The 18240-nt window shown below is 54.6% G+C and carries 13 protein-coding genes and 2 tRNA genes; 4 read left to right on the top strand and 11 right to left on the bottom strand.

The window, feature by feature from the left end:
* Window positions 1-36: 36 nt before the first annotated feature.
* The 7 genes from GM557_RS04020 to GM557_RS03990 all read right to left on the bottom strand — a co-directional run bounded on the left by GM557_RS04020 (window position 37) and on the right by GM557_RS03990 (window position 7807).
* A complete protein-coding gene (locus GM557_RS04020) occupies window positions 37-1887 on the bottom strand; it encodes a sodium:proton antiporter (RefSeq protein ID WP_155573049.1) in 1851 nt (616 codons plus the stop codon).
* 115 nt (window positions 1888-2002) lie between these two features.
* Entirely contained in the window at window positions 2003-3316 is a 1314-nt protein-coding gene (locus GM557_RS04015) for an RsmB/NOP family class I SAM-dependent RNA methyltransferase (RefSeq protein WP_155573048.1), read from the bottom strand.
* A gap of 48 nt (window positions 3317-3364) precedes the next feature.
* Window positions 3365-4849, bottom strand: a complete 1485-nt coding sequence (gene guaB, locus GM557_RS04010; RefSeq protein ID WP_155573047.1) for an IMP dehydrogenase — start codon at window positions 4847-4849, stop codon at window positions 3365-3367.
* A 145-nt stretch (window positions 4850-4994) separates the two neighbouring features.
* Window positions 4995-6383 carry an oxygen-independent coproporphyrinogen III oxidase gene (hemN, locus tag GM557_RS04005; protein WP_155573046.1) on the bottom strand — a complete coding sequence of 463 codons (1389 nt, stop codon included), beginning with the start codon at window positions 6381-6383 and terminating at the stop codon, window positions 4995-4997.
* A 115-nt stretch (window positions 6384-6498) separates the two neighbouring features.
* A tRNA-Gln gene (locus tag GM557_RS04000) sits at window positions 6499-6572 on the bottom strand.
* 54 nt (window positions 6573-6626) lie between these two features.
* A tRNA-Gln gene (locus GM557_RS03995) sits at window positions 6627-6700 on the bottom strand.
* Between the two features lie 84 nt (window positions 6701-6784).
* Window positions 6785-7807 (bottom strand): DUF475 domain-containing protein, encoded by a 1023-nt coding sequence (locus tag GM557_RS03990; RefSeq protein WP_155573045.1) that lies wholly within the window; start codon window positions 7805-7807, stop codon window positions 6785-6787.
* Between the two features lie 137 nt (window positions 7808-7944).
* Here GM557_RS03990 and GM557_RS03985 point away from each other — a divergent pair, with 137 nt between their 5' ends.
* Window positions 7945-8736 carry an RlmE family RNA methyltransferase gene (locus GM557_RS03985; protein ID WP_155573044.1) on the top strand — a complete coding sequence of 264 codons (792 nt, stop codon included), beginning with the start codon at window positions 7945-7947 and terminating at the stop codon, window positions 8734-8736.
* Window positions 8726-9574, top strand: coding sequence for a glycosyltransferase family 32 protein (locus GM557_RS03980; protein ID WP_155573043.1), 849 nt, complete (start codon window positions 8726-8728; stop codon window positions 9572-9574). The genes GM557_RS03985 and GM557_RS03980 overlap by 11 nt, the downstream gene beginning before the upstream one ends.
* On the opposite strand, the gene GM557_RS03975 is transcribed toward GM557_RS03980, so the two are convergent.
* Window positions 9564-10040, bottom strand: coding sequence for an Rrf2 family transcriptional regulator (locus tag GM557_RS03975; RefSeq protein ID WP_155573042.1), 477 nt, complete (start codon window positions 10038-10040; stop codon window positions 9564-9566). The genes GM557_RS03980 and GM557_RS03975 overlap by 11 nt on opposite strands.
* 18 nt (window positions 10041-10058) lie before the next feature.
* A complete protein-coding gene (gene mfd / locus GM557_RS03970; RefSeq protein WP_155573509.1) occupies window positions 10059-13553 on the bottom strand; it encodes a transcription-repair coupling factor in 3495 nt (1164 codons plus the stop codon).
* Window positions 13554-13660: 107 nt separating this feature from the next.
* On the opposite strand from mfd, the gene recG reads away from it, so the two are divergent.
* Together recG and GM557_RS08995 are read left to right on the top strand one after the other, a co-directional pair.
* The gene (recG, locus tag GM557_RS03965) at window positions 13661-15763 is read left to right on the top strand and encodes an ATP-dependent DNA helicase RecG (protein ID WP_155573041.1); all 2103 of its coding nucleotides are present in this window, start codon (window positions 13661-13663) and stop codon (window positions 15761-15763) included.
* A 243-nt stretch (window positions 15764-16006) separates the two neighbouring features.
* Entirely contained in the window at window positions 16007-16705 is a 699-nt protein-coding gene (locus GM557_RS08995) for a cold-shock protein (RefSeq protein ID WP_304488802.1), read from the top strand.
* Between the two features lie 85 nt (window positions 16706-16790).
* On the opposite strand, the gene smpB is transcribed toward GM557_RS08995, so the two are convergent.
* Complete coding sequence (gene smpB / locus GM557_RS03955; protein ID WP_099026006.1) at window positions 16791-17294, bottom strand: SsrA-binding protein SmpB; 504 nt, start codon at window positions 17292-17294, stop codon at window positions 16791-16793.
* A gap of 9 nt (window positions 17295-17303) precedes the next feature.
* Window positions 17304-18203, bottom strand: coding sequence for a 4-hydroxy-tetrahydrodipicolinate synthase (dapA, locus tag GM557_RS03950; RefSeq protein ID WP_155573040.1), 900 nt, complete (start codon window positions 18201-18203; stop codon window positions 17304-17306).
* Between the last annotated feature and the right edge of the window lie 37 nt (window positions 18204-18240).

Below are 18240 nucleotides of genomic sequence, written 5' to 3'. Positions count from 1 at the left end.
AACCAACACTACCCTAATCCGTTTAAAAACAGAAGGCTATGCCTCTTCAAGTAGCTCTGCCTCCTCTTTTACCCCGGTAAAGGCCTCTTGCCCTTCTGGCGAGAACATGGAAATAGCCAAATCCCCCGCAGCTGGACTCGTCTTAGTCCTATCTTCTGCCGAGCGTATAAAGATACCCGTCCCACGGCGTACGATGAGCAGATCGATCCGGTTTTCTTCTTTTTCCAACAAATCAGCCATTACTTCCGTAACGGTATAGCTCTTAAAACGCCAACCACGACTAAATAACGTATCAAAAAACGTATAGTTCCATCCCGGCTCTCCCAGTACTTTCCCACGCGCATCACGCGAAAGACCACGATAGAGGTCCAGCCGTGCCACACCGGGGCTAACCTGATAAACGCGCTCCCGCCCCATATGAGGGGCTAAATGCCCACAAACCATACCGTTATAAATCGCATCCCCTGTTGTCGCGATCAGATAATCGGCGGGCCGCTCCTCCAAAGCTTCTTGCCCGGCTGCGGAGAGGAGTTCCGTCTTTAAAACAGGTACCCCGAGCCGTGCAGCAGGCATAAGCTCTTGCGCTGTTGTATCAACAAGCAAGACGGGTACTTTCTCCTCATTCAAACATGCGGCGAGGTCCGTTGACCACGCATTACCGCCTAGAATGACCAAAGCTGGCTCGTTAGAGAGTGTCAGATGCAGCCGCCGTGCGAGGGGACCGAGGGAAAAGCCATGGCAAATCATCGTCACAGCAATGACTGCAAACACTGCAGGCATCACCAACTCTGCCGAAGGATACCCCGCCTCTGCCAATTTAATCCCCGCAGCCCCAGCCACAGCCGCTGCAACAATACCGCGCGGGGCAATCCAGCCAACAAAAAGCCGCTCTTGCCAGCTCATCGTTGTGCCTAATGTGGAGAGGAAAATCCCCAGTGGCCGCACCACAAACAACACCACTAAGGTCAGCAATAAAATCGGGACCGAGAGCCGTGCCAGAACCCCACGATGCAAATCCGCCGCGAGGAGGATGAACAATACCGAGACCATCAGCACAACAAGGGATTCCTTTGTGCGTTTTAGATCATTCATCCCCGGCGGGTGTAAGTTGGTCAGCATCATGCCAAAAACGGTTACGGCGATTAGCCCCGCACCTTCCATCGCCAATGTGCAGGCCTCAAAAATAACCAGGGCTAGTGTTAGAATGACAGGGACCTTTAGCAGCTCCGGCATTAAGTCCCGCGTAAAGAGATAGCTGAGCAAATAAGCAGGCAATATCCCCGCAGCAACAGACAAAGCCCCCGCCACAACCATATCAGGCAAGGTGTGGACAAAGAGCATCTGTTTATGCAGGTCGAGATGCAGCAACATAACCTGCATCACAACCGCAGCAAGAATAGCCCCTAGCGGGTCATTCACAATCGCTTCCCACCGTAAAAAGGCAGCAACACGCGGTTGTAACTTGGCACTGCGTAGCAAAGGCAGAATGACCGTAGGCCCCGTCACCACGATAATCGCCCCAAAGAGAAAAGACGGCCCCCACTCCAGCCGTGCAACATAATGCGCCGCTATGGAGCCTAAGAGCCAGTTGATAGGCAAGGCCACCATCGTCAAACGTGCAACCCCTTGCCCAGCCTCGCGTAACTGACGAAGATCCAGCGCAAGGCCGCCTTCAAACACGATCAAGGCGACCAGCATAGAGACAAGCGGACGGAAGGCATGGCCTAATGTTTCGGAGGGGTTTAACCAGCCTAGCACAGGGCCAAAAAGCAGCCCCATAGCAAACAGCAACACAATTGCTGGCAAGTGCAGACGCCACGCCACCCATTGCGCCAGCATACCAGCTCCAAATGTTAGCACCACACCAAAGAGAACATCATAGGCCATAGGGAGCGTATTTCCTCCATTGCGCGTAGCCGAATATCAGCCATTCTCACAATAAATACACAAACGCTCCATGGCAGAAAAGCTCCGCCATCACGCTAATAAGGCTGTAAGAGGCTTAATTTTGTGCGCTACGCTCCATCACCGCAACAAAAAAGCCATCTGTCCCATAGCTATAGGGGGTAAGGGCAAAGGCAGAATCTTGGCGCAAGCTCTCTGGCAAGAATAAAGACCGCCGCGCTGAAGGAAGGCGCTGATAATCAGCCCTTCTTTTAAGGAAGGCCTCTATCTGCTGGGTATTCTCCACCCCTAAGAGAGAGCATGTGGCATAAACCAATTTACCACCGGGGCGAACAAGCCGTGCGGCAATATCCAAAATAGCGGCTTGCTTTACGCAAAGCTCTTGTACATCCGTCTCACTTAGCCGCAGCCGTGCATCAGGGTTACGCCGCCATGTTCCCGTACCAGAGCAAGGCGCATCGACCAATACCGTCTCAAACTGCCCTTCCCGCCGTTTGGCCCATTTATCTCCCTCTTTGAGGAGATGGCGCGTCACATTATGCACACCCGCCCGGCGCAACCGCTTTACAGCCCCCTCCAACCGTATAGAGGAGACATCACATGCGACAATTTGACCCTTATTTTCCATCGTCATGGCAATAGCTAAGGTCTTTCCCGCCGCACCAGCGCAATAATCAAGCAACCGCTCGCCGGGGCGGGCATCCACCGCCGCAGCGATGAGCTGGCTCCCTTCATCCTGAATCTCTACCAGACCATCCCGAAAAAGTGCCGCAGCGGTAACGGGCTGGCGGCCCTCAAGACGAATCCCCCAAGGGGAAAGAGGCGTTGGCTGCCCATCAAACCCTTCCCGCTTAAGGCGGCGCAAGGCTTCCTCACGCGTTCCTTTCAGCAGATTCACGCGGAGGTCGAGCGTTGGAGCCCCCATGAGGGCACGCATTTCCTCCTCCAATCGCTCACCGAAATCACGCTCTAAATAAGGGTGCAACCAATCAGGATATTCCAACCTGACAGGGAGGGATTGTTTCTCATCTGTGATGGATTGGCCCTCTAATGCCGCCAGCATCGCATATTCACGCTCACTCAATGGGGCTGGCGCGTAACGCTCCCCACTAAATAACGCCTGAATGGAGGATAAAGGCTGCCCCACAAAATGCAGCATCGCCGCGCATAAAAGCCGTGGGGAAATATCCTCATGCCGGTACCGTAACTCTGCCCGTAAATGCCAATGCAGCCGCCGCCACGCCCGCAGCACATCCCACGCTAAGGTCGAGATAGCCCTGCGATCCCCGCCACCAATATAGCGGCGTTCGCGGAAGAAGTTATTAGCCACGGCATCAGCCGGACGATGAGGCGCATTTTGAATCGCACAAAGCAGATCAATCGCACCAGAGAGACGAGCAGCGGGGGTCATGGCCCCCGCCTACCCTGTTTCCGTCCTTCAGGAAAGGGAAAAATCACCTTACAGGCGATAGTTCGGTGCTTCCCGCGTGATGGTCACATCATGCACATGGCTTTCGCGCAGGCCAGCATTCGTAATTTTGCGGAACTTCGCCCGAACTTGCAAATCTGCCACGGTAGCGGAGCCTGTATAACCCATACCAGCCCGCAGCCCCCCAACAAGCTGATGCACCACCGCTGCCATCGGGCCTTTATAAGGCACTTGCCCCTCAATCCCCTCTGGAACCAGCTTGAGCGTATCGCGTACCTCCCCTTGGAAGTAACGATCCGCCGAGCCACGGGCCATCGCCCCCATGGAGCCCATACCACGATACGCTTTATAGGTCCGCCCCTGATAAAGGAAGCTCTCACCAGGGCTTTCCTCACATCCTGCGAGCATGGAACCAACCATCACAACATCCGCACCCGCCCCAATGGCTTTGACGATATCGCCAGAGGTCCGAATCCCCCCATCGGCAATAGCGGGGACATCAAGCTCATGACAGGCGGCCGCTGTCTCCAACACCGCAGAGAATTGCGGCACACCCACACCCGCCACCACACGCGTTGTGCAGATGGACCCTGGGCCAATGCCAATCTTTACACAATCTGCACCGGAGCGAATCAAAGCTTGTGCAGCCTCTGGTGTCGCGACATTCCCCGCAATGAGCTGCACATCCGCATAACGGTCCCGTAATCGCGCAACAGTTTCTAACACACCGCGGGAATGGCCATGGGCGGTATCAACCACCAGCACATCCACCCCCGCATCCACAAGGGCAGCCCCACGGCGGAGGCCATCTTCCCCTACGCCGATAGCCGCCGCACAGAGCAACCGGCCCTCAGCATCCTTTACCGCCAAAGGATGGGTCGTTGCTTTATCCATATCCTTAACGGTAATCAGCCCCACGCAATGCTCTGCATCATCCACAACAAGGAGCTTCTCAATCCGATGGTCATGCAGGAGTTGGCGGGCTTGCTCAGGCGATGCCCCATGCTTAACCGTCACCAACCCTTCATGGGTCATCATATCGCGGACAAGTGTTGTCTCATCAGCGGTAAAGCGCATGTCACGATTGGTCAAAATCCCAACCAGCTTGCCGCTTTTCTCCACAACTGGGAGGCCAGAAATCCCATTGCGGGCCATAATCTCATGGACTTCCCGCAGGGTTTGGTCCGGCCCAACTGTTACGGGATTAACTACCATCCCGGCCTCAAAACGCTTCACACGGCGGACCTGCTCAGCCTGCTCCTCCAGCGTTAGGTTTTTATGGATAACCCCCATACCGCCTTGCTGGGCCATGCAAATAGCCATTTCTTCTTCCGTCACTGTATCCATAGCGGAGGAAAGAAGTGGAATATTCAGGCTAAGCTTACGGGTAAGGCGCGTCTTTGTGCTGACCTGCCCCGGCAGAACAGAGGATTCAACAGGTTCAATAAGGACATCATCAAAGGCCAAGGCATCACGCACTCGGTTATAAAGTCTCTCTTGTGGGAAGTTTGTCATGCTGCCTACGCCCTCGCTCGTGCGTCCTGTGTCAATACAACTCGGTCAGCTTAACCCTATTGATAGGTTTTAAGCCGTTGGCAGGGTCTCATAACGCACTCTGCAAAGGGAGGCAAAGAAAATCCGCCACTATGGCCCTTCTATCTCACAATGAAGCCGAAAAACGCGGCGTCGCTTGGCCTGTTTGCTTTGCGGCAAGCTCTTTCTGCCGTGCATCAAACACCGCTGCCACATGCCGGAGGAAAGGCTTGCCCTTTTCTGTCAGGCTAAGGTGATTCCCTTGCCAGTGAATCAACCCATCTTCCTCAAAAGAGCGTAACGCCTCTAACTCCGCAGCAAAAGCCTGACTTAGAGCCTGCCCTTCTGGAATATAAGGGGTAAGGTCCACAGCAGAGAGGCACATGATGGTCTCAATCACCTTCCCCCGCCAACGATCATCTTGTGTGCGAAAGACACCGCGGGCGATGGGCAAGCCGTCTTGCTCCTTCAAAGCACGGCTATAAGCGGCTGTGGAGGGGATATTCTGATAATATCCCTCTGGCGTCATGGAGATAGACGAGGCCCCCATCCCCAGCAAAACAGGTGAGGAATCAATCGTATAGCCTTGGAAGTTCCGATGCAGTGTCCCGGCCTCATAAGCGCGCGCCATTGCATCATCTGGATGGGCGTAATGGTCTAGCCCAATGGGCTTATAGCCCGCCTTTACCAAGACGTGATCAATCATCGCCGCTTGCTCAACCCTCTCCTCCGTACCGGGTAAGGCCTCCTGAGGGATGAGTTGCTGGCGTTTCTGCTTCCACGGGACATGAGCATAACCAAAAACAGCTAATCTATCTGGTCGCATGGCCACAATGCGTTGGGCGGTGTCCTTCACACTCTCCACCGTTTGATAAGGCAGACCATAGATGAGGTCGATATTCACCCCATGCACCCCGGCGGCATGGGCTTGCTGCACACAGGCGAGAGTTTGCTCATAAGATTGTACGCGCCCGCATGTCTCTTGTACGCGTGGGTTAAGGTCCTGCACCCCAAAGCTGATGCGATTAAACCCCAACTCCGCCAAGAGTGGCAACATCCCCTCTGGAACATGACGCGGGTCCATCTCCATAGCCAACTCTGCATCTGGAGCTATCTGGAACGCCCTACGCACAGCGGCCATGACCTCCCGCAAAACATCCTGCGGTAAGGTTGTCGGCGTCCCTCCCCCAAAATGAAGATGCCGTACAAGGCGGCCTTGCCCTATCAGGGCGATAACGCGGCGCATCTCCTCTAGCAATAACGCCCCATATGCCTTGCGTCCCTCCTCCTGCCGCATCACAGCCGTATTGCAGGCACAAAAGCGGCATAGCTCATCACAAAAAGGGACATGAAAATAAAGCGAGACCGATTGCTCAGCCGGCAAAGCCTTTAGCCAGCTTGCCACATCTTGCGGACCAATAGCATCAGTGAAACTAACAGCAGTTGGGTAGCTGGTATAACGCGGCAGATTGCCCGCATAACGCGCTATTAAATCAGATGAGATTTTTGCAGCCATATCGTGCCATGCTCCAACCTTGAAGAAGGGAGCCTTCCCTTACAGCGGCATACGCTGATACGCAAATCTGAAGCGTATGTTAAGCGAACTTGTGCATCATTTAAGCTAAGATAACTGGCTGGGAGACCTGGATTCGAACCAGGGCTGACCGGGTCAGAGCCGGTAGTTCTACCGCTAAACTATCTCCCAAGCGGCACTGTGAGACCGCTCTAAGACGGCCTGCTAAACATAACACCCTCATAATGGCTGGGAGACCTGGATTCGAACCAGGGCTGACCGGGTCAGAGCCGGTAGTTCTACCGCTAAACTATCTCCCAAGGCGGTGTATGCAGTCGGGTTTCTAACGTCATTCATTTTCCGGCGCAAGAGGGCAGGCGCGTTTTTCCCTTGTTTCTACCCCCTCACCCCTGACGCTTATGCGCCAGACTCGCCAAAAAGGCCCCGCCTATCAATAATAGCCCGACCAGCCCCGTTATCCATTCTGGTACAGAGACCAACACGCCACATAGCATCAAAAGAGACAGAATAAGGATGGTATAAAACGCCCCATGCTCTACATAAACATACTCTGCCAAAGCGTTCGTTTTCAGCATGGAGAGGGTCATAGACCGTACAAACATGGCCCCCACACCAAGGCCAAGGGCGATTATGATAGGGTCTGTCGTAATAGCAAACGCCGAAATGACACCATCAAAAGAGAAGCTCGCATCAATAAACTCTAGATAGAGGAAGCTGAGCAAACCGCCCTTCATCATAAGGGGGGCTGCACCGGGCTCACCAATCAACCAGACGAGAACTTCTTTGCCCAATATATAGGCAACAATCCCCCCACAGCCCCAAAAGAGAAAGGCTAACGGGTCATGCCCGGGGGCCATCAAACGGCTTACCCCCATCAGCACCGCTAATGTCACCCCCACAGGCAAGGCGGGGACCCCACCAAGCCGTGCTACTGGCTTTTCCACCCATGTGACCCAATGATGGGTTTTATCATCATCTAAAAAGTAATTCAGCGCGATAAGGAGGAGGAATGCCCCACCAAAAGAGGCGATCATATCCCGCGCACCGAGCATGATATGGGCATAACGCTGCGGCTCCATCATCGCCAAACGCGCCGCTTGCCACGGGGAAAGCCCCGCGACAATAGCCACAAGCAGAATGGGGAAAAGAAACCGCATCCCTAAAACTGAAATCGGCATCCCCCAGCTCATATAACGGCGTTGCCATTGTGGAGACATGGTTTTGAGAATACCGTAATCGACAATCGCATTATCCATGGATTCAGCAGTTTCCATCAGGGCTAGAATCGCTACAGCCTCTACCCCCATAAGCACCCCGGTAAGGCTCGCTGTCTGCCAATATCCTAAGCCTGCCCCTATACATAAGGCGAAGGCTGCAACCATAAAGGCGGCGTAAAATTGTCTCACAAAAGGCCCTTATCTTCTCTAGTGCAACGGCTAACACAATGTCTCTGCCAGCCCCTTACAGGCAAAAAGCCTCTTGCAGCAACAAAAAGACGAAGCGGCCTTTGCAGATAGGATGGAAGGGCTTATCTTCTCGCATTATGAGCCCAAAAGATACACCTCCCTCATCCCGCCGCCCTGCTAAAGAGCGAGCCGCAAAACGTGTTCCCGGCAAGCCCTTGCGTCACTCACGCACACCCGGCACACGCGACCCCGCCGATGATGCCTCTGCCTCCCAAACCTTACGGACGCAGACCGTCAAACTACGCAAAGCCCGTGGGCGCACCCCTGCCCAGCAACGCTGGCTCAATCGCCAATTAAATGACCCCTACGTCAGTGCGGCACGCCAACAAGGCTGGCGGTCCCGCGCGGCCTTCAAATTGCTGGAGATGGATGACCGCTTCCACTTCATCAAACCCGGTAGCCGCGTGGTGGACCTGGGTGCCGCACCGGGGGGCTGGGCGCAGATTGCCGTTAAGCGCGGGGCGGCTAAGGTCATTGGGGTGGACTTACTACCAGTGGACCCCGTACCGGGGGCCGACATCATCGAAGGGGATTTTATGGAAGCCGACATGCCAGAACGGCTCCAAAACATGCTTGGCGGGCGCGCAGACCTTGTGATGTCCGATATGGCACCTAACACCACAGGCCATGCTGCAACTGATCATATCCGCATTATGGCCTTAGCTGAAAATGCACTCGACTTCGCCTTAAAAATCCTCGCTACGGACGGGGCCTTTATTGCAAAAGTCTTCCAAGGTGGGTCAGAAAAAGAGATGCTAGACCTGATGAAGCGCAACTTCGCCGTTGTGAAGCACGTCAAGCCGCCTGCCTCCCGTAAGGAATCGAGCGAGCTTTACGTCATTGCCACTGGCTTCCGCGATGAGCTTTGATTTCCCAGATTATCCCGCTCCCTTCCAAGAGATGTTCCAAGCGGCATTACGAGGGGAACATGACGGGTGTTTTGCGCTCCTTGCCTTAGCCTTAGAGAGCCGTCTCTTTCCTACAATTTCGCGCTCTGTGCCGCAGGAGTTCCCACGACGCATACCCAAACATATTGCTCAATTTTGGGATAGTACGCCCCCGCCCGATGATATTCTCACCGCCATGGAGAGCGTCCGGCTCGCTCATCCTGACTTCACCTATCATCGTGCCAATGCCGACTCCGCTCGGGCGTTTATTGAGGCGCATTTCGGCACGGATATTGCAGCCCTGTATGAGGCTTGCCCCCATCCTGCCATGCTCTCTGATTTTTGGCGGTTATGTTACCTGCATATCAAAGGCGGTGTGTATATTGATGCCGATGTTATCTGCCACGCCCCCGTTACGGACATAACCAAAGGAGCCCATTTTAAGACATTGCTACCTTACTCCGTGGGCAATCCGTGGTGCCTTGATAATGACATCCTCATTTACGAGGCCGGGAACCCCATCATGCAGCATATTATGGAAACGATGTTCCACAAGGTCCGCGCTTTTGTCGAGACAGGTGTTTTTGAAAATGTCTGGGCCATTACCGGCCCCGGAGCAATGGTCATGGGAACCATGAATTGGATTGCCCAACAGCTAAAAACGCATGATGTTCCTTTTAAAGAGATTGATAGCTTCCTAACAGATTCAGGGATTATCTTTATCCCTCATCCGCATATAGAGCAGGCCTTGCCGACTTATTCGCACTTTGCGTACCAACAAACTACGGCAAATTGGCGCAGATTCCGGCCTAACCTTTAGGTCCCTCATGCGGTGTGGCAATTACCTCCTGCACAGCATCCATCAATATCGTACGTTCATGCGGGGCAGTTACATCGGCCAGCGTAACGCTATCCAGCACATCCATAAACGCAAAACGTGCCTTCAACAGCGTCTGCTTTAAACGGCATCCCCCCACCAAAATACAGCCCGCTGCTGCCTCATCTTTACGCATGCAGCTTACAAGGGCGAGGTCATCCTCTGTACAACGGACAACATCACCCAGATAAATCTCCGCCGCATCACGCCCTAAACGCAGCCCCCCTTTGCGCCCACGCAGCGTCTTAATAAAGCCATGCTGCCCTAAGCGATGCACCACCTTTACTAAATGATTTTCAGAGACTCCATAAACACGGGCAATCTCCCCAATAGAGACAAGACGGTCTTTTTGTGTTTCCAGATAAATTAAAACCCGAAAGGCGTAATCCGTATAAAGGGTTAAGCGCATAGCCCTAATCCCCCTACCCTATGCCGCATCACTCTGGCGTGCTTTCTCCAGCAATTTACCTAGAGAAGCGAGGATTTTCCGCGCCATATTAATGCGTACGGCGTTTGTCATTTCCCGCACCATCGCAAGCTTATGGTCCGGGCGTATCTTCACCCCAGCTTTCTCATTCCGCGCAGCCCAACGGATTAACCCATCTGGATTAGCAAACTTATTCTTGCGGAACTGAAGCACCATGCCTTTAGGACCAGCCTCTAACCGCTCCACCCCGGTATCGCGGCAGAGTTTTTTAATCATCACAACATCAAGCAGATTTTCTACCTCTTGGGGCAGCGGGCCGAAGCGATCCACCAGCTCTACCCGCATCGCATCCACATCAGCTTCGTCCTTCAAAGCGGCGATGCGGCGATATAAACCAAGCCGAACAGGCAGGTCTTTTACATAATCCTCCGGCAAGAGGACAGCCAAACCGAGAATGATGTTCGGTGTCCAGCCTATATCCTCCTCATCGCTCTCATCACGCATCCGCCGCAAATCCGTCACCGCATCTTGCAGCATCTGTTGATACAGCTCGATCCCCACCTCCCGAATATGGCCAGATTGCTCATCGCCTAAGAGGTTCCCCGCCCCGCGTAAATCGAGGTCATGCGAGGCGAGCGTAAAGCCTGCCCCTAAAGAATCCAACGTCTGCATAATCTCTAAGCGTTTGATGGAAGATGAGGATAATACGTGCGTTTGTGGCCATGTCAGATAGGCATAACCACGCTGTTTGGCCCGCCCTACACGACCACGAAGCTGATAAAGCTGGCCAAGGCCAAACATATCCGCCCGATGAATAATAATCGTATTAACACGCGGCATATCCAAGCCGCTTTCCACAATATTGGTGGAGAGCAGAATATCGTACTTCCCCTCCGAGAACTCCGTCATCACCGTTTCTAGCTCGGTGGGGGTGAGGCGGCCATGCGCCTCGGTAATGCGGGCATCTGGCACAATCTCTTTAAGCCGCTCTGCCATATGCTGCATATCCGATAAACGCGGCACAACGCAGAAAATCTGCCCCCCGCGGAAGCGTTCTCGCTGAATGGCTTCATGAATCATCACTTTATCAAAAGGCGTGATGAAAGTACGGACCGAGAGCCGGTCTGTCGGCGGGGTGGCAATCAAGCTCATCTCCCGCACACCAGAGAGCGATAGCTGAAGCGTGCGGGGAAGCGGGGTTGCGGAGAGGGTCAGCACATGGACATCCTCGCGCATAGCTTTCAGCTTCTCTTTATGCGCCACGCCGAAATGCTGTTCCTCATCAATAATCAGCATCCCTAGCCGCTCAAAAGACACTGCTTTGGAGAGGAGCGCATGAGTCCCGATGACAATATCCACCGTGCCATCAGCCAACCCATCGCGCACTTTTGTGGCTTCTTTTGCGCTCACCATGCGTGAGAGCTGCTCTACCCGCACAGGTAGCCCCTCAAAACGCTGTTTAAAGCCAAGATAATGCTGCCGTGCGAGCAAGGTTGTGGGCACCACGACAGCCACTTGCATACCAGAAAGAGCCGCGACAAACGCCGCGCGTAAGGCGACTTCTGTCTTACCAAAGCCGACATCCCCACAGACGAGGCGGTCCATCGGCTTGCCGCTGCTTAAATCCTCCAACACATCGGCAATCGCGCGCGATTGGTCCTCCGTCTCCATAAAAGGAAATCGCGCGCAGAACTCATCCCACAACCCCTCTGCGGGAGCCATGATGGGGGCCTCCTTCATCGCCCGTGCCGCTGCGGTGCGAATCAGCTCCCCGGCCATTTCGCGCAGGCGTGTCTTCATCTTCGCCTTACGCGCCTGCCATGATGTCCCACCTAGCCTATCAAGCTGCACCGTCCCTTGCTCGGAGCCAAACCGGCTAAGCAAGTCGATATTCTCCACAGGCAGAAGCAAGCGTTGCTCCCCATCATAAAGGATGGAGAGATAATCATGCGCTACACGCCCTTCGCGCACGGTCTCTAGCCCAACATAACGCCCAATGCCGTATTCCTCATGGACGACAAGGTCACCCTCGGCAATTTCGCCAATTTGGGTGATAAAATCTTGACCCTTTCGCCGCCGCCTTGGTGGGCGGGCTAACCTCTCTCCTAATAAATCTTGCTCGGAGACAAAGGCGACTCTTCCCCCCGTAAAGCCACGCTCTAGCCCCAGAACAACCAGCCCAACCGCCCCACGCGCCATAGCTGCGGCCTCGGGCCAACCCTCAAAGCTCTCACACGCAATATCATGATCGCGTAAGAGGGTCGCAATCCGCTCCCGCGAACCATTGCTCCATGCCGTTAGGTAAGTGCGCCGCCCCTCTTTCGCCCATGCTTGTACATGGGTTGCAAATTGCTGAAAAATCCCTTCTCGCCCCGCGCCGCCCATGCTGGCAAAAACAGGCCCCGGCTTATAGCCTGCCTCTATCCCCTCAGCTCCATCAGGGCGCGCAAAGGGTGATAATAGGACGGTGGGATGGCCCTTCAACATCCCTTCCCACCCATGGCGATTGAGATATAAACGATGCGGCGGTAGGGGCCGGTAAGGCAGCTCCCCCTCATGCCCCGCCGCGCAACGCGCTTGGTAATGGTCGGCAATCATCTCCAACCGGGCGATAAAAATCTCTGGCGTTTCACGCTCAAAACTCACCGCGGCATCTGGCAGATAATCCAACAAAGTTTCCATATGATGGCCATCACCATCATGAAAAAGCGGTAGATAATGCTCTGCCCCGCTGGCCCGGCGTCCCTCCAATAATTGCCGGTACAGCACATCCTCCATCGCACCGCTGCCAAACACATCCCGCCATCCTGTCTGAAAACGGCTTAGGCTGGCTTTATCCAATGCATATTCCGACACGGGCGTAAGGCTGAACCCCTCCCGCGCCTCTGTCGAACGCTGGGTTGCAGCATCAAAATTACGGATATTATCAACCTCATCTCCGAAGAAATCGAGCCGCACAGGCTCCCCCGCATCAGCGGGATAGAGGTCGAAGATGCTCCCGCGCATAGCAAATTCGCCGCGCTCCATCACGGTATCAACACGGCTATAGCCATTCCCCACCAGCTGCTCAGCAAGGTGATTAGCCTCCACCATATCACCACGTTTGATGTGGAGTGTCTGGCCCGCAAAAGCGGCACGCGGCGGTACACGTTGAATCATCGCATGGATTGTCGTCAGCACAATGCGGCCTGTGGGCGGTGCGGGCTCCAATAAATGGCTTAAGGTTGCTGTACGCTCTGCAACGATGGACGGATTAGGCGAGATACGATCATAAGGTAGGCAATCCCACGCAGGAAAGCGCAGCACCATTACCTCTGGCACAAGCCAACTCAGCATATCAGCCAGGGACGCTAAAGCGGCATCATCATGAGCGACATGCACAATCGTCCCTTGATGCTCTGACAAACGCTGACGCAGCAAAAACGCCACCGCGCCATCTGGCACACCCCAGATAGTCGGACCAAAAGACGCCATGGCAGAATCTTCAGCGTGCATCAAAGCAGGCTCCCCTCATGAGATAAGAGTATTTTTATTATCTGATGGTTTTGCTACCCTATAACGCTCCCTCGGCCCTCTGTCAGCACAAAAGCCGTTTACACGCTATGCCCCTTGCCCCTCCCTCTTTGCGGATTACCCCGCTTTTGGCCCCGCTGACGAGCTTGCCGGGACTCACAGCACGCCATGCCACATTATTAAGCAAAATTAGCGGCGGCAAACGGGTGATTGACCTGCTCTTTACCCTGCCAGAAAAGCTCATTGACCGCCGAAAAATAATGACCCTTGCCGAAGGACGCGCCCTCCCAACGGGGGACGTACTCACAAGCCATGTCCGCGTCTTAGGCATTCGCCGTCCTGCACGGCCTTCCCAACCGACCATCCTCACCGCCCATGATGAAACGGGCATGTTAGAGATTACCTTCTTCCAAAAAGGGCGACTATTCCTCCCCCCTGAAGGCACGGAGATTCTCGTCTCTGGTAAAGTAGGACATTATCATGACCGCCTCACACTCTCCCGGCCAGACCATATCATCGCGTGGGAGAAGAGAGATAACTTCCCGTGGTTAGAGCCTGTCTGGCCCTTAACGGCTGGATTATTCCCCTCCACCGTGCGCCGTGCCATGAAGGCCGCTTTGGCCCTCATCCCCGATGACCTCCCTGAATGGTTAGATGCCCCCCTCCTGCAAAAACATCGCTGGCCGTCCTTTAAAACGGCATTAGAAACCTTACACCTGCCCGAAAGCCTCTCCCAACAAGGGGACCCCACCCCCTTTTTAGAGCGCGCACGCGCACGCCTTGCCGCTGATGAAGTCCTCGCTGACCAGCTTTGCTTAGGGATGGCCCGCCAACAAGCGCAGGCGCGCGAGGGGCGTGCCCTTATTGGAGATGGCACACTCCGCCAACAGCTTTTGGAGCGTTTTGGCCATCGCCCCACCGCAGCCCAAAGCCGTGTCATGGATGAAATTGCCGCTGATATGCGCCAACCCACCCCGATGATGCGCCTTTTGCAAGGTGATGTAGGGGCAGGGAAAACCCTTGTCGCAATGATGGCCATGCTCCATGCTGTAGAGGCCGGCACTCAAGCGGCCTTCATGGCCCCGACCGAAATCCTCGCTCAGCAACATGCCAGCACCTTTGAAGCCCTCTGCCCTGTGCCCTTTGTCTTTTTAAGTGGCTCCATCAAAGGGCGTGCCCGGCGGATTGCCTTAGCCAAGCTGGCCGATGGTCATGCTAAAATCGCCATCGGCACGCATGCACTCTTTCAAGATGGTGTCATCTTTGCTGACCTCGGGCTTGCTGTCATTGATGAACAGCATCGTTTTGGGGTGGAGCAGCGTATGAAGCTCGCCACAAAAGGCCCTGCAACTGATGTGCTGGTCATGACAGCCACCCCCATCCCCCGCACACTTCAACTCACAGAATGGGGCGAGATGGGTGTTAGCCGGCTGGATAGCAAACCCGCCGGACGCCAACCCATCCATACGACTGTTCATAATATGGGCCTATTGGATGATATTCTCGCAGGGATAAAGCGCGCCTTAGAGCAAGGAAAACAAATCTTTTGGGTCTGCCCTCTTATTGAGGAGAGTGAAAGCCAAAGTGCCGCCGCAGCGGAGGAACGCTGGGCCGCACTCACCAAACGATTCGGCCCCATCATCGGCCTTGCCCACGGCAAACAGGATATTGAAACACGCCAAAAGGCCCTCACCGCCTTTGAGCAAGGCAAAACACGCCTCCTTGTTGCCACAACGGTGATTGAAGTCGGCGTTGATATCCCCAATGCAACGATTATGGTCATTGAGCAAGCTGAGCGTTTCGGCCTTGCCCAGCTTCATCAACTCCGTGGTCGGGTGGGGCGTGGGGCACAACAATCTTACTGCCTCCTCCTCCATAGTGAGGAGAGCAGCTTCACCGCGAAAAAACGCCTCTCCCTCTTACGCGATACTGAGGATGGCTTCCTCATCGCTGATGAAGATTTCCGCATCCGTGGTGGGGGCGACCTTGCAGGCAGCCGCCAATCTGGCTTACCGGGCTTTCGCCTTGCCGACCCCACACGCCTTGCTTTGCTCCTCACCGCTATGCGCCATGATAGCCAGCGTGAGCTAACGCGTAACCCCACCTTACAAGGCCCACGCGGAGCAGCTTTGCAAGACCTCCTCCATCTGTTTGACCGCGCTATGCCGGGACGATTGCTCGCCGCTGGGTAGAAGACTGGATATTGAATCAATTTTATTGATAACCAAGCGACTAGTTTATAGTAATTCTTTAATAGTGTCTTCCTTAATTAAAGAGATTGAAAAATCTTCGCAGTTTTTTCTTTTTCATATGGCGTAAGTGAAAAAACATGCTACCGTCCTAATCGGACCGCATGAATGGCGGTGCCTTTTAAGACCCTGAGGGTAGCAGAATGTTGCTCCCCTCCCTGATGACCCCAGTACGGGACGAGACACTTGAGAAATAATAGATCCGACCGCAGCTCCTTTTCCTCCCGCCGCGGCGGTTTTGACCGCGATTTTATGACCCAACCCTCCTATTTTGACGATCGCGGCAGTTACGATGCGCCGCGTGGTGGCTTTGGTGGTGGCCCCCGCCGTGGTGGCGGTGGCGGCCGTGGTGGCCCGCAAATCACTCCCACAGGCCCCGAAATCACCGGGACGGTTAAATGGTTCAACTCCGAGCGTGGCTTCGGTTTTGTTGGGCTGAGCGATGGTAGCGGGGATGTTTTCCTCCACGCGAATACGCTGAACACTATCGGCCATGGCGAGCCTGCACCGGGCACAACTGTTGTTGTACGCGTTGGCCAAGGCCCCAAAGGCCGCCAAGTCGCCGAGGTTCTCTCTGTTGATGCCAGCACTGCGACAGAGGAAGCCCCCCGCCACTCCGCACCGCCTATGCGGCAAGAGCGCGAGCGTTTCCACCCTGCACCAGATCTCTCCCAAGCTGAAGAAATGCGCGGGATTGTAAAATGGTACAACACCACCAAGGGCTTTGGCTTCATCACACCAGAAGCTGGGGGTAAGGATGTATTCGTCCACGCTTCTGCTTTGGAGCGGTCCGGCCTGCGTAGCTTAGCTGATGGTCAGGCTGTTGGGATGCATGTCGTCCAAGGCCATAAAGGCCCTGAGGCTGTACAGCTCTCCGCTGAATAAGCAAAGGAAAAGGGAGGTTGTGCCTTTACAACCTCTCCCACCTTATAAAAAACCCCACGGCCTGCATGCTGTGGGGTTTTTTATATCAATATTCACCACGTCCTTTATTACGCAGCAGGCGCGCTTTATCGCGCTGCCAGTCTCTATCAGCAATCGCGTGGCGTTTATCTTCTTTCTTCCGCCCTTTCCCAAGGCCAAGCGTTACTTTAGCCACACCGCGCGCGTTAAAATGAATATCTAACGGCACAAGAGACGCCCCAGCCTTTGTGACCTCCCCAATATATTTAGCTAATTGCTTACGGTGCAGCAGAAGCTTCCGTGGGGCCCGCGTATCAAAACGGGACAACACCCCGCCCTGATATTCTGGAATATAGGAGTTAATCAGCCAAAGCTCGCCCTCGCGCTCAACCGCATAAGATTCGGACAATGTAGCCCGCCCCATCCGCAAGCTTTTTACCTCTGGCCCTTTTAGCACCAGTCCGGCTTCCACAGTCTCTATGATGGAGTAATTAAAACGGGCTTTACGATTCTGCGCGGCAATACCGTGCGAAATCAGCCCGCCTTTTGTCTTTTTCTTACTCGCTGCCATATCCGCGTCTTAACCCAACAGCCCAAGCGAACGTAAAGCGTCATCAACCCGCTTCTTCGTCTCATCACGCGGCTCAACCATCGGCAAACGCAAAGTCGGAGTGCAAAGGCCTAAACGAGACAGCGCGTATTTTGCCGGGGCAGGGCTTGTCTCAGCAAAAAGAGCATCATGCAACGGCATAAGCTTATCTTGCAGCGCAATCGCCTCTTGCACCTTCCCTTCCTGCCAAAGCCGATGCAGCTGCGCACAAAGCTCCGGCACTACGTTAGAGGTCACACTAATGCAGCCATGCCCACCTGCCGCAAGGAAGGATAAAATCGTCCCATCCTCACCAGAAAGCTGATTAAACGCCGCCCCTGCAACACGCCGCACCGCAATCGGGCGTGTGAGATTCGCCGTGGCATCCTTTGTACCCACAATATTAGGATGCTGAGCAAGGCGACCTAGAGTCTCTGGCGTTAAATCCACAACTGAGCGGCCGGGGATGCAATAAAGCCAAAGCGGCAAAGGAGTCGCATCTGCCACCGTCATAAAATGCCGGTAAAGCCCTTCTTGCGTTGGTTTATTGTAATAAGGCACGACAACCAACAACGCATCTGCCCCTACTTTATGGGCATGACGAGCCATCCCCACAGCCTCATGCGTACTGTTAGAGCCAGCCCCCGCCATCACCAAGGCGCGCCCATTTGCCACCTCGACACAATGCTCAACAACACGGCCATGTTCAGCATGAGAGAGTGTAGGACTCTCCCCCGTTGTGCCAGAGGGTATAAGCCCTGTCGTCCCCCCCTCAATCTGCCGCTCAATCAAACGAGCAGCCGTTTGCTCATCAAGCGTGCCATCCGCCTTCATCGGGGTGATAAGGGCGGTCAAAGAGCCGCGATAGTGCTGATTAATCGTCTGCGCCATAATGATACTCTCCGCCCTCATCTCTCAATCATCACAA

Source organism: Bombella sp. ESL0385, from assembly GCF_009725755.1.
Classification (GTDB): Bacteria; Pseudomonadota; Alphaproteobacteria; order Acetobacterales; family Acetobacteraceae; genus Bombella; species Bombella pollinis.
Note: the sequence above shows the minus strand (reverse complement) of the source record. Positions and strands in the feature narration are given on the sequence as shown.

What these genes read in the sequence shown, in the direction of transcription:
- GM557_RS04020 (WP_155573049.1), bottom strand. Translation starts at nt 1,887, where the DNA reads ATGGCCTATGATGTTCTCTTTGGTGTGGTGCTAACATTTGGAGCTGGT.
- GM557_RS04015 (WP_155573048.1), bottom strand. Translation starts at nt 3,316, where the DNA reads ATGACCCCCGCTGCTCGTCTCTCTGGTGCGATTGATCTGCTTTGTGCG.
- guaB (WP_155573047.1), bottom strand. Translation starts at nt 4,849, where the DNA reads ATGACAAACTTCCCACAAGAGAGACTTTATAACCGAGTGCGTGATGCC.
- hemN (WP_155573046.1), bottom strand. Translation starts at nt 6,383, where the DNA reads ATGGCTGCAAAAATCTCATCTGATTTAATAGCGCGTTATGCGGGCAAT.
- GM557_RS03985 (WP_155573044.1), top strand. Translation starts at nt 7,945, where the DNA reads ATGAGCCCAAAAGATACACCTCCCTCATCCCGCCGCCCTGCTAAAGAG.
- GM557_RS03980 (WP_155573043.1), top strand. Translation starts at nt 8,726, where the DNA reads ATGAGCTTTGATTTCCCAGATTATCCCGCTCCCTTCCAAGAGATGTTC.
- GM557_RS03975 (WP_155573042.1), bottom strand. Translation starts at nt 10,040, where the DNA reads ATGCGCTTAACCCTTTATACGGATTACGCCTTTCGGGTTTTAATTTAT.
- mfd (WP_155573509.1), bottom strand. Translation starts at nt 13,553, where the DNA reads ATGCACGCTGAAGATTCTGCCATGGCGTCTTTTGGTCCGACTATCTGG.
- recG (WP_155573041.1), top strand. Translation starts at nt 13,661, where the DNA reads ATGCCCCTTGCCCCTCCCTCTTTGCGGATTACCCCGCTTTTGGCCCCG.
- smpB (WP_099026006.1), bottom strand. Translation starts at nt 17,294, where the DNA reads ATGGCAGCGAGTAAGAAAAAGACAAAAGGCGGGCTGATTTCGCACGGT.
- dapA (WP_155573040.1), bottom strand. Translation starts at nt 18,203, where the DNA reads ATGGCGCAGACGATTAATCAGCACTATCGCGGCTCTTTGACCGCCCTT.